Origin of the sequence: Microvirga sp. M2, assembly GCF_047497095.1 — a bacterium.
Classification (GTDB): domain Bacteria; phylum Pseudomonadota; class Alphaproteobacteria; order Rhizobiales; family Beijerinckiaceae; genus Microvirga.
In genome coordinates this window covers 1,798,550-1,811,234 of record NZ_CP134064.1, presented here as the reverse complement: position 1 = coordinate 1,811,234, position 12,685 = coordinate 1,798,550, and the positions used below count along the sequence as shown (strand labels likewise).

Here is a 12,685-nt window from a genome sequence, read left to right as displayed (position 1 = left end):
GTTGTTCAGGGGCGTGGGATCCTGCCGTGTCGTGTTCTTCCCCGGCGGTCGTGGCGAAAGGGATGCATCACGGCTTGCGGATATACGGAAAAGGGCATTCGTCAGGCTCCATGAATGGCCCGCAGGCGAACCTGCGGCGGAGCCCCCTCTGTCGTTAGCCTGAGAGTTTCGTCGGAATGCGCAGGGCAGTCGCGACTTTCACCGTGGGCGGGAGCAGCTGCTCCACTTTTCAGAGTGTTGAGCAACGAAGCGGTCCCGGGTGCCTGAGAGTTTCCGGGGCGGTTGCTCCTTCGGCGGCCAGCAGGCTGGCTCTCTCCCGCTCATTGCTAAGGTCAATCTAGCTCGGTTTGCGGCAGAATTGTGTTCTCCGGACGCCATATGGTCAGCGAGAGCATCGAACGCGAAAAATGGGAACCGGTTTTGCGTGAAAAGATCCTCAAGATCATGGACTGCCTGAACCGGGCCCGGGTTCGATGTCGCGTCCGATGCTGTCGGGCGCCGTCGCGAATGCAGGTGCGGGGGCCGACAGGCATTCTGTGCGATACCGGATGCTATCCTGCGAAGGCCATAGTATAATCCCTGGGCATTGGATTTGGCGCAACGCGTTTTCCAGCCACTGGAGGTTCCGTGATGGCACACCGCGAACAACATGGGAATCGGGAGGCCAAGAAACCCAAGAAGGAAAAGGGCGGCACAAAAGCTCAACCTTCGAAATGGTCCGTCAGTGAGGCGGTTGAGGCAAACTCTGGTTCCAAGCACTAAGAGCATCGATCCCAAAGGGGACTTGCACTTTTGGGATCGATCCGATGCTCCGTTCCTGGAAAGAGCGCATCGTTCTCACGAAAGACCGGGGCCACTTTTTCGCCGGATGCGCTAAGCGTTTCAAGTCGAGTGACCAGCACCCGTCTTCACCCAGTTGATCAGGCCGCCACGAAGCACGGCGTCCACCTGCCGGGATGACATGGAATGGTGAACCCGGTAACTCCGGCCTCGTGTCACGTTTTCGGCGACAAGCTCTTCGCCCGTGACAAGGGAACGGTGTAAATCGCTCAGGCGCAGCACGTCTCCTTTCCGGATATCGTCGTAATCGGCGGCGTCACCGAAGGTCAGCGGCAACACTCCGAAATTGATCAGGTTCTGCGAATGAATGCGTGCGAAGCTCTTGGCAAAGACCGCGCGCAGACCAAGGAACCTCGGTCCGAGAGCGGCGTGCTCACGGCTCGAACCTTGGCCATAGTTATCTCCACCCACGACAATGTGACCCGGCACCTGCTTCGCGCGCGTGACATAGGTGGGATCGACCCCCTCGAACGAAAACTCGGCGATCTTGGGAATGTTGCTCCTGAACGGCAGGACACGGTTCCCCGCAGGCATGATCTCGTCCGTCGAGATATCGTCTGCCACTTTGAGCAGAACGGGGACTTCCAATGAATCGGGCAACGGCTCGGAAGCAGGCAAGGAGACGATATTGGGTCCTTTGCGCAGGGCCACCCGCAGCGCATCTTCAGGCGCCAAGGGTGCGAGGAATGCCTCACGGTTAACGATGGGGTCATCGGGATCCGCGATCCGCATGTAAGGAACGCCCAAGGTCCGTGGATCCGTGATCACGCCGGTCAGCGCGGACGCCGTGGCCGTCTCAGGGCTTACCAAACACACCTTGTCTTCCCGGGTGCCGGAGCGGCCGGGGAAGTTGCGGGGCACCGTTCTCAGGGATAGCTCGTGGGTCGCAGGAGCCTGCCCCATCCCGATGCAGCCGTTACACCCTGCCTGATGCAGGCGCGCTCCCGCATGAATGAGATCCACGACATGGCCGTCGCGCACCAGAGTCTCCAACTGTGCCCGGGACGTGGGATTGACGTCGAACGAAACGCGGTCATGAATACGCCGCCCGCGCACCATCATGGCGGAAACGGCGAAGTCGCGGAAACCGGGATTGGCCGAAGAGCCTATATAGGCCTGGTAGATGGGCTGACCCGCGACCTCGCGAACGGGCCGCACGTTTCCCGGGCTCGATGGCATGGCAATCAAAGGCTCCAGGCTCGAGAGATCGATCTCATCGTGCAGGTCGTAGCCTGCTCCCGGATCCGCCATAAGTTCGACCCAGTCATTCTCTCTCTTCCAGGCACGCAGGAAACGACGAACTTCCAGATCGGAAGGGAACACCGTGGTTGTCGCCCCGAGCTCGGCGCCCATGTTGGCGATGACATGCCGATCCATTGCGCTCAGCGTATCGAGGCCGGGTCCATAATACTCGACGATACGCCCAAGTCCGCCGGCCACGCCATGGCGGCGCAACATCTCAAGAATGATATCCTTGGCGCTGACCCATTCCGGCAGCTCGCCTGTGAGTTCAACGCCCCAGATTTCCGGCATGCGTGTGAAGAACGGTTCTCCCGCCATGGCCAACGCCACTTCGATGCCTCCGGCACCAATGGCCAACATGCCCAGCGCACCGGCTGCCGGCGTGTGACTGTCGGAACCAAGCAAAGTTTTTCCTGGCTTGCCGAAGTTTTCCTGATGACAGGGGTGGCTTACCCCGTTTCCGGGCCTGGAATACCACACGCCAAATCGCCGGCATGCGCTCAGAAGAAAAAGATGGTCATCGGGGTTTTTGTAGTCCGCCTGGATCAGGTTATGGTCGACATACTGAACACTGATCTCCGTCTTCACACGATCAAGCCCCAGCGCCTCCAGCTCGAGCATGACCATGGTGCCCGTGGCGTCCTGGGTCAGGGTTTGATCGATGTGGAGCCCTATCTCGTCACCGGGCCTCATCTCGCCAGAGACAAGGTGCGAGTGAATGAGTTTTTGCGCGACACTCCAAGACATCATCGCTCCTCCCTTATGGAACGGAAGACATCGGCACGCGCCGGTCGGTGGCGCGCAGTTCGCAGGCCGGATAACGAGACACTTTCGAGGATTCGCCTCCTATTCCTTGCAAGCCTGCGGGCGATCACCGGATCAGCGCAGCTTCTGTCATTTGCGATCATATAGGTCCATGTCCTAAAACCCTCGAACGATGCCCTCGACCAGAGAGGCGGCTTCCGTTCAATACGCCTCCTTGTCGTGATGCCCCTCCGTGTGAAGCGAAACGGCAGGCAGGATCACCCGTTCCCGCGCCACTTTCTCCACAGGGGCAATGACATCCGCAACGCCCTCGATCACAACCTCCCCGCGCTGGTTGAGGGCCGTGCATTCAAGACCGACACGATGATCATGGTCGCTTTTCCGCGCCACCTTAACGATCACGCTCACCGTGTCGCCGAGACTGACCGGCTTTCGAAAGTAAAGGGTCTGAGCGAGATAGATGGTTCCAGGACCCGGCAACTCGGTGCCGAGGACAGTCGAGATCAGGGAGCCGCCCCACATGCCATGTGCAATCACTCTGTGAAACATGTCGCTTTTGGCGAATTCCGGATCGACATGCGCCGGATTGACGTCGCCCGACATGATGGCGAAAAGCTCGATGTCCTTGAAAGTCAACGTGCGGGTAATGCGGGCTGTGTCGCCGATCCGCAACTCATCGAACGTTCTGTTTTCAATCATGCTCATGAGCGGTTCTCCGGGACAGTTCTCCTCCGGCTCCTGCGGGGGGCGCTCCCATCGTCAGGGTTCGAAAACATATCGGCCGGGCGCGTCGCCAAGCAGCGGCCCGCCCTTCTCAGGTGTTCCGAACGCGGGAGGCTGAACATGTCCATGGGATTGGCTCTCCAACCAGGAACTCCAGGCCGGCCACCACGATCCGTCATGGAGATCGGCTTGCGCATACCAGGTCTCAGGATCGACATACTGGGCAGCCGCGGGATGATGCGAGATCCGATACCGCCTTCCCTGGTGCCCGGGCTCGCTCACAATTCCCGCGTTGTGGCCTCCGCTGGTCAAGACGAAGGTCACGTCGGTGTCCTCGATCAGATTGATCTTGTAGACGGAGCGCCATGGCGCGACATGGTCCCTCTCGGTCGCTACCGAGAAGATCGGCAGGCGGATGTCGCCAAGTGCGACCGGGCGTCCGGCCACATCGTAGCGGCCCTCGAACAGATCGTTTCTCAGAAAGAACCGACGAAGATACTCGCTGTGCATGCGATAAGGCATGCGGGTGCTGTCGGCATTCCAGGCCATCAAATCGGTCATAGCCGGACGCCGTCCAAGCAGGTATTCCTGCACCACCTGGGACCAGATGAGATCGTTGGAACGCAGAAGCTGAAACGCACCCGCCATCTGCCGGGTGTCGAGATAACCCTGATCCCACATGATGTCCTCGATGTAGCTGAGTTGGCTGTCATCGATGAACAGAGATAGCTCGCCAGCATCGGAGAAATCGATCTGAGCAGCCAGGAGCGTGATTGAATTCAGGATATTCGTTCGCTTGCGCGCCAGATAGGCCGCGGCAATCGCAAGCAGTGTCCCGCCGAGGCAGTATCCGACGGCGTTGACTTTCGTATCGGGCGCAATTGCCTCGATCACCTTCAGGGCGTCGAGTATGCCAAGCGTGAGATAATCGTTGATGTCGAGATCACGATCCTCAATCGTCGGATTGTGCCATGAGATCATGAAGACCGTATGCCCGCCTTCGACGAGATATCTGACAAGGGAGTTCTCCGGCGACAGATCGAGAATGTAATACTTCATGATCCACGCGGGCACGATGAGGATCGGCTCCTTTCGGACCTGGCGGGTCGTTGGTGCGTACTGAAGGAGTTCGATGAGCCGGTTCCGGTAGATGACCTTGCCTTTGGTCGCTGCGACCTGCTCGCCCGGTCGGAAATCCTCAGCCCCCACGGGTGGCTTTCTGCCAACGATGTGCTCCCAGTCCGTCCAACAGTTCATTGCGCCGCGGAGAAGGTTCTGGCCCCCTTCGTGGAAGGTCGCGGACAGGACGTTCGGATTCGTCGCAACGAAGTTGACAGGCGAGATGGCATCAAGCAGCGCGCGTCATGAACGAGACAACCTGCTCGTGGTGAGGCGAGACACCGGGGATCCCTGTCGTGGCGCTGTGCCACCACCGTTGATTCAACAGAAAGGCTTGAGAGACGAGGTTGAACGGAGGCTGCTGCCAGGCCTCGCTTCGGAAGCGACGGTCTTGCGGCAGTTGTTCAATACAGAGGGGACATTCGGTGCTGGACGCGACATGTAAGGCGTAATGCAGGAATCGGAAGGCGTCACTGAAGCGCTTTTCTGCAAGCTGCTGATGCTTGCCTGGCGATACCCACAGATGGATGGCCCAGTCGGCATAGGCGAGACAGAGTGCTGCGGGTGAGAGCCCAAGGGTAAAGCGCCCCATGGTGGCGTGGATCAACCGATCGACGCTCGCCGGGGCGCTCACCTCGGTCGGAGCTAAAGGCGGACCGAGTTGTCCCGCCACGCTTCGCTTGACATCCGCATTGTCGTGCTCAGGCGAAGCATGGGGCGATCCTTGTAGCCAGAAGAGGAACGGATTCGATGCTGCTGCGCCAGGCCAGCCGAACGGCCAGCCAGTCGGCGTCGACGGAGCGCCGGTGGTATTTGCATCGTCGGGCGGAAGAGTTGCGCGAGCCATTGGCACTGCCGACCTATCCAAAGGGCCCTCTTAACCTAGGGCATCGGTCCCAAAAGTGGATTGCACTTTCGGGATCAATGCGATGCTCCCCCTATAGGATGGTGCATCGTTCCTGCGATAAACCGGGTCCACTTTTTCTGGAGCCGTTTCCACTTGCGTGGAATCATCTCCTTTCATTGGCTCGCCCGCTACATTGACGATGAAGCCGATCCCCTTCACGGAAAAATGCTCTAACGAAACAACATCGTCATTTCGCAGATCAATCGCTCCGCTTTGTCGCGCGAGCTCGAGCCGCAGTGGCCACGTTCTTCCGCAGAGCGTGCGTGGTGGCGAAGCAGGCTTCGTATCGATTGCCCTCGCGGTAGATCTGCATCCGCTCCAGAGCATCGTGCGCATCCGAGGGAGGCATGTTTCGAATGGCGTCGATGAGCCGCTCGCATCTTGCCTTTCCGGATCTGCCCTCTGCCCAAGCCGGATCCATGAACAGGATTGCTGAACAAATCATCAAGAGGAGGCCTAGCAATGTCCTTGACGTCATGTGGGGTCATCCTGACGGCTCGGGAAAGAACTCTCAGGCCGGCGATATTGACGAATAATACGTCCTTCCGCCCGGCCGTTCCTAAGATGGATTGCGGCGGGCCGAAAGCTTGTACGCTAGCGAGCCGTGTGGGTGTGCGGCCACGCCGGCCGGAGAGTATCCTCCTTGGAGCCGAGGCGGAGCATCCCAAGGAGCTCGAATCCCGAGAGCCCGGACCTGGAGGCGCTCAGTCGAAGAAAATTCCCTCGGTTCAAAGCAGAGTGCCTCTGAGGATGGCAAGCGCGACCGTGAAGTAGATCACCAGTCCCGTCACATCGACCAGTGTGGCCACGAAGGGAGCCGATGCGCTCGCCGGATCGAACCCGCTCCGTTGCAGGACGAAGGGCAGCATCGACCCAGCCAGCGAGCCGAAGGTCACGATCCCGACCAAGGCTGCTCCCACCGTGAGGGCGATGAGCACCCAGTGCTCGCCGTAATCGTAGAAGCCAAGCTGCTGCCAAAGGGTAATGCGGACCATGCCGATCAGGCCCAGGATCGCCCCAAGGGTCACCCCCATGGGCAATTCCCGCAGGGCGACACGCCACCAGTCGCGCAGCCGCACCTCCCGCAAGGCGAGCGCCCGGATCAGCAGCGAGGTCGCCTGCGATCCGGAGTTTCCGCCGGAACTCATGATCAGGGGAATGAACAGGGTCAGCACCAGCGCCTTCTCCAGCTCGCCCTCGAAAAACTGCATGGCGCTGGCGGTCAGCATCTCGCTCAGGAACAGGATGCACAGCCACCCGGCGCGCTTGCGGATCATCTCGCCGAAGCCGATCTGCATATAGGGCTCCGTCAGGGCCTCCATGCCGCCGAATTTCTGCACGTCCTCGGTGCTCTCCTGGACAATAGCGTCGATCACATCGTCCACGGTCACGATGCCGATGACTTGTCCCCTGTCCACGACCGGCACGGCCAGCAGATCGTACTTGGAGATGATGCGCGCGACCTCCTCGCGGTCGGTGAGCGGCGTGACCGTCACGGGCCGGCGGGGACGCGCGACGGACAGGATCGGGGCCTGCGGCTCGCCCGAGATCAGCCGCCGCAGCGAGACGGTCTGGACCAGCTTCCTCGTCCGGGGATCGAGCACGTAGATCGCGTAGACGGTCTCGCGCGTGCGCTCGACCCGGCGGATGTGATCGAGCGTTTGCGCCACCGACCAGGTGGTCGGCACGCTGGCGAACTCTGTGGTCATCATGCTGCCTGCCGTATTCGGGGGATAGGACAGGAGTCGCAGGACCGCGAGCCTCATATCGTCGTCGAGGCGATCCAGCAGCGCCGAGCGGCGGGGCTCTTCGATCTCGCGGAAGACCTCGGCGACCCGGTCGGCGGACATGCCGGACAGAAGGTCCGTCGCCCGATCCTCCGGCAGGGTCGCGATCACCTCAGCGGACGATTCCAGTGCCGGCTGGTCGAGCACCTCGACCGCCTGGTCGAGCGGCAGGCGGGCAAGCACCTCCGAGGCGACCTCGGTGGGCTGCTCGTTCAGGATCTCGGCGATGTCGGCCACGTGTTCGTCGGCCAGCTCCGCCGCGAAGGCGGAGGGATCGCGAACAACCTCGGTTGTGTTGGTGTTGTCCTGCATGGCTCACCTCGTTCTCGACCAGCCGTCATGGGCCGGTCGCGGGCGAGCCGATCAAGCGATCAGGTGTCCGCGCGGGCCGGTGACGGCAGGGGCAATCGACTGTGACTGTCGCTTGGCATTGCGTTCGGGTTCCAGTGGGGCCGCCGTCGGGCCGAAGCGGGACGGCAAAGTCATGCAGGCATGCGCTTCCCAGGAGTGGCTGTCAACCGGGAACATGGCCCTGCGAACAAGGCGCACCGTGCGCCTGTTCGGTTCGCTCGCGCTGGAGCATCGGACGTGAAAAGTGGAATCCCCTTTTGGGGTTCCCTCCGATGCTCCCCTTATAGGACAGCACATCGTTTGCTGCGAAAAACCGGGGCCGCCTTTTCGCACGATGCGCTAATGACGGGCTGCCGTGAGGCCCTGTGCTATTCCCCGGCCGGTCTTCTGGGGTGAGAGCTTCCCGCAGAGCAATCCGCCGGCGTATCGGCCAGGGCCCGGCGGACGAACGTTTCGGGCATCTGCCGGTCGGAGACCTCGCGGACGATCTTGGTCCGGATCGCATCGAGAAACTGATGCCGCTCTCGGATCGGAATCATGAAGGCCCCCGCGCCACCGATGACGCAGTCGCGATAGTACAGGTCGAGATCCGGGATGTCCCAGGGCCCTCGGGGCTGTTCCAGCATGATCGGCAGGCCGTTGATCGTGGTCCCCTGGCTGACTGCCTCGTCGCGGGCCGCCGTTACGGGGCGGCCCTGGTTGTTCGGCCCATCGCCCGAGATGTCGACGACCCGGCGGGTCGAATCGAAACCGCTTTCACGCAGCAGGCCGAGGCTGAAATCGATGGCCCCGGAGATGGACGTATACCCCGCCCGGTGAATCGGGATCCGTGCCAGACGCTCGGCGAATCCGAGCGCATCCTCGGGCTGCTCGATCACGGTCCAGGGGACGAGGATCTGTTGCTCCTCCATCCCTGACCACTCCACATAGGTCACGGCAATGCGCCCCAGAAGGCCCTGGCGGATCGCGCGCTGCACGTCGGGGGAGCGGAAGGCTTCGACATAGCCCTGCCGCTGCAGGTCCTGCTCGTCGGGCTCCATGGACTGGGAAATGTCGACCGCCAATACGAGGGCGAGATCGATCCTGGGTTCACCCTCGGCGCCCCATGCTTCCGAAATCGACAGGGTGGCCGCCAGGGCAACCATGAGTCCGCGCATGATGCCGATCATCCTAGGCTCCCATTCAGGCGTTCGAGGCTATGGTTTCTGTAAGGGCAGCAGGAAAATGGGACGATTGTTGGTTGCCCGCCGAGATAGGGGGAGGACGTAGCGACACGGCGGCTCCGATGGGAGACGTGGCAACCGCCGCCGGGACTTGAAAAAGGCGGGTCCGGCAACAGGAATGCATGGTCCGCTGCCGGAGGCAGCCCTCGATAGGATCCGTGAAGGGCTACTGGAGTGTCGGCGTCCGCTCCTCCTTATGCCGGCCCGATAAGGAACCGTCGCAGACCCGCCGCTCTCCCCCATTCCATGGTGACTTTATCCAACGATCCCGCAAATCGAGAAAGTCCGCGCCGCTTGGCGCGATCAAGATCCGGACGTGATCCTCACCCGTCACCTTGGGACTTTGCAATCTGCTGTCGGGTCAGGGATTGCCGGTGTACCGGTCTTTCCTTGCAATCCTGGCCGAGGATTATGTATTCACGGGATGTGGAGGCAGCCCATGAATGAGACCCTCACCACGAGCCTCGCCTCCGTGCAGCCGGGGGATTGGCCCTGCGGCCCGGGCGAGATGTCCGGGCGCATCCGGACGCACGACTGGGCGGCAACGCCGCTCGGACCGCTGGACACGTGGCCGCAGAGCCTGAAGAGCGCCGTCGACCTGATCCTCTCCAACGGCTTCCCCATGATCATCCTCTGGGGGCCACGGCTCATCCAGATCTACAACGAGGGCTACGCCCAAATCATGGGCCTCAAGCATCCGGCCGGATTGGGCCAGCCCACCCGCGAGTGCTGGCCAGAGGTCTGGCACATCAACGAGCCGATCTACGAGCGCGTCCGGGCCGGCGAGACGGTCACCTTCGACGATGCCCTTTATCCGTTGATCCGCAGCGGTGTTCTCGAGGATGTCCGGCTCACCTTGTCCTACAGCCCGTTGCGGGACGAGAGCGGCGGCATTGCCGGCATTCTCGTAACAATGTTCGAAACCACGGCGCGGCATGTCGCCCAGCGCCAGCGCGATGAGGCCGCGTTGGCCCTGCGAATGAGCGAGGAGCGGCTGCAGCGGGTGCTGGAGACCGAGGCCGTGGGGGTCCTGTTCTTCACCCACGAGGGCACGCTCATCGATGCCAACGAGGTCTTCCTGAGGATGACCGGATGGTCGCGGGAGGAGGTCGAGAGCGGCCGTCTCGACTGGCGCAGGTTGACCCCGCCCGAGTGGAGGGCCGCGAGCGAGGCGCAGATGGACGCGCTCCGGAGGACCGGTCGCCTCGGACCCTATGAGAAGGAGTACCTGTGCAAGGACGGCAGCCGCTGCTGGATGCTTTTTGCCGGCCGCGACCTGGGCGACGGCACCATCGTCGAGTTCGCCGTGGATATCAGCGCCCGGAAGGAGGCCGAGGAGGCCGAGCAGCGGCTCGGTGCAATCATCGAGTCGTCGGACGACGCCATCATCAGCAAGAATCTCGACGGTATCATCACGAGCTGGAATCGGGGGGCGGAGCGGCTTTACGGCTATCGGGCCGACGAGGTGATCGGCCGATCCGTGACGATTCTGATCCCCGAGGACCGGCAGGACGAGGAGCCCGGCATTCTCGATCGCATCGGCCGGGGCGAGCGCGTCGATCATTACGAAACCGTTCGCCGACGCAAGGATGGAAGTCTGGCCGACATTTCAATGACGGTGTCACCGGTCAGGAACCGTTATGGCCGGATCGTCGGCGCCTCGAAGATCGCCCGCGACATCACCGAGCGCAAGCGGCTCGAGGAGCAGCTCCTTCTGGTCAACCGCGAGCTTCATCACCGGGTCAAGAACACCCTGGCGACCGTTCAGGCGGTGATTGCCTCGACGGCACGGCGGGCGCAGACCATCGTCGAATTCTAGCAGGCCGTGACGGAGCGGATCGCGTCGCTGGCGAGAACGCACACGCTGCTCATCGAACGCGGGCATGGCGGTGCCTCGATCCGGGACATCCTGAACGCCGAGCTGGCGCCTTATGACAACGGCACCCACCAGCGCCTGAGGCTCGCCGGACCAGACGTCCGGCTGTCCACCGAGGTCGCGGTCGCTCTCGGCATGGCGGTGCATGAGCTGACCACCAACGCCGCGAAGTACGGCGCGTTCTCACTGCCCGGCGGTCGCATCGAGGTGACGTGGAGCCTAGAGGTGCAGCCCAACGGGCGCAGGCTGACCTTGGACTGGCAGGAGCAGGGCGGCCCGGCTGTCGAGGAGCCGACGCGGCAGGGCTTTGGCTCGGTGCTGCTGCAACGGGCCCTCGGACGGCAGTTGGGCGGCGAGGTCGAGACGATTTTCGCGCCGGACGGGCTTAGGGTCCGGATCACCGCAGCGCTACCGTCGCAGTAGTCCGGCGAGTTCCTCCGTTCCCAGGACGGCCTGCGTTCCCAGGACGGCCTGCGTTCCCAGGACGGCCTGAGCTTGGCTTTGCCAAGCCGGCCAGACGGTGTCGGGTATCGAGGGCGGCCGGTTCCGACCGCGCATTTCTATCCTATGGTGTGGGATGAGGTGCGCCGATTCCCGCCAGCCATCTGGATTTTGCCGGAGTGCATCATGTTCCGTCAGAGCCTATCCGATCGTATAGCCCCGTGCCTGATGGCGCTCCTGCTCTGTGTGCCGCAAGGGGCATGGGCCCAGCACGCGAACGAACCGGCCGCCATTGATGTTTGGCCCGGAATGCCGCCTTTGATCGACCCGGACAATCTCTACGCCGGAGCCGCGAGCAGCCGGCTGAACCCGGCCGCGGCATCGGCCCTGCCAAGGGTCTACGTGCCCAACGTGAAGTCCGGCAATGTCGACGTAATCGATCCCGAGACCCTAAAGGTCGTGAACCGTTTCAAGGCGGGGCGAAGCCCCCAGCACGTGGTACCGTCCTGGGATCTCAAAACTTTATGGGTGACCAACAGCGCGGATCGCCGACACGGGCAGGGCAGTCTCCTGCCGATCGATCCTGTCACGGCTCAGCCCGGCCGCCCGATTCCGGTGCCCGATGCCTACAACATGTACTTCATGCCTGACGGCCGCTCGGCCATCGTTGTCGCCGAGGCCTATCGGCGGCTGGAATTTCGCGATCCGAGGACGATGGCGCTGCAGCACAGCCTGCCGGTTCCGCAATGCGCCGGCATCAATCATGCCGATTTCTCGATTGACGGGCGCTACGCGATCTTCACCTGCGAGTTCGGCGGCAGCCTCGTCAAGATCGACCTCGTCAAGGGTGTGGTGGCCGGCTCCTTGAAGCTCTCGAAGGGCGGCATGCCCCAGGACATCCGAATTTCGCCTGACGGCAAGGTCTTCTACGTGGCCGACATGCGAGCCGACGGCGTGTTCCTGGTGGATGGCGGATCCCTCACCGAAATCGGGTTTATCCCCACGGGCCCCGGCACGCACGGTCTCTATCCGAGCCGGGACGGCACGAAGCTCTACGTGGCGAACCGGGGCTCGCACAGGACCGATGGACCGCCCCGTGGGCCGGGCAGCGTTTCGGTGATCGACTTCGCGTCCCGCAGGGTCGAGACCAATTGGCCGGTCCCCGGCGGTGGCAGCCCGGATATGGGCAATGTCAGTGCGGACGGCACGCGGCTCTGGCTATCCGGCCGCTACGATGGCGTGGTCTACGCGATCGACACCTCAACCGGCGAGATGAGGACCGTTCCGGTCGGTAAGAGCCCGCACGGCCTCACCGTCTGGCCGCAGCCCGGCCGCTATTCGCTCGGGCATACGGGAAACATGCGCTAAGGGGTATCCTGCAAGCGGGAAGTGCTGTCCCGTCCTTGTCGGC

At 62.4% G+C, this 12,685-nt stretch carries 4 protein-coding genes, 3 pseudogenes and 1 riboswitch; of the genes and pseudogenes, 2 read left to right on the top strand and 5 right to left on the bottom strand.

What is annotated here, in order from left to right; all coding sequences use genetic code 11:
* Positions 1-240: 240 nt before the first annotated feature.
* Positions 241-329, bottom strand: a riboswitch (glycine riboswitch).
* Positions 330-882: 553 nt separating this feature from the next.
* The 5 genes and pseudogenes from RE429_RS27955 to RE429_RS27935 all read right to left on the bottom strand — a co-directional run bounded on the left by RE429_RS27955 (position 883) and on the right by RE429_RS27935 (position 8,891).
* Entirely contained in the window at positions 883-2,829 is a 1,947-nt protein-coding gene (locus RE429_RS27955) for an aconitate hydratase (protein WP_414475959.1), read from the bottom strand.
* Between the two features lie 252 nt (positions 2,830-3,081).
* Positions 3,082-3,552: pseudogene (locus tag RE429_RS27950) on the bottom strand (MaoC/PaaZ C-terminal domain-containing protein); the annotation flags it as partial.
* Between the two features lie 54 nt (positions 3,553-3,606).
* A pseudogene (locus tag RE429_RS27945) lies at positions 3,607-5,536 on the bottom strand (PHA/PHB synthase family protein).
* Positions 5,537-6,324: 788 nt separating this feature from the next.
* Positions 6,325-7,695 carry a magnesium transporter gene (gene mgtE, locus RE429_RS27940; RefSeq protein ID WP_414474971.1) on the bottom strand — a complete coding sequence of 457 codons (1,371 nt, stop codon included), beginning with the start codon at positions 7,693-7,695 and terminating at the stop codon, positions 6,325-6,327.
* A 407-nt stretch (positions 7,696-8,102) separates the two neighbouring features.
* Complete coding sequence (locus tag RE429_RS27935) at positions 8,103-8,891, bottom strand: DUF1194 domain-containing protein (RefSeq protein WP_414474970.1); 789 nt, start codon at positions 8,889-8,891, stop codon at positions 8,103-8,105.
* A gap of 490 nt (positions 8,892-9,381) precedes the next feature.
* Here RE429_RS27935 and RE429_RS27930 point away from each other — a divergent pair.
* Together RE429_RS27930 and RE429_RS27925 are read left to right on the top strand one after the other, a co-directional pair.
* Positions 9,382-11,256 (top strand): annotated as a pseudogene (locus RE429_RS27930) (PAS domain S-box protein).
* A gap of 204 nt (positions 11,257-11,460) precedes the next feature.
* The gene (locus RE429_RS27925) at positions 11,461-12,642 is read left to right on the top strand and encodes a hypothetical protein (RefSeq protein ID WP_414474969.1); all 1,182 of its coding nucleotides are present in this window, start codon (positions 11,461-11,463) and stop codon (positions 12,640-12,642) included.
* Positions 12,643-12,685 lie beyond the last annotated feature (43 nt).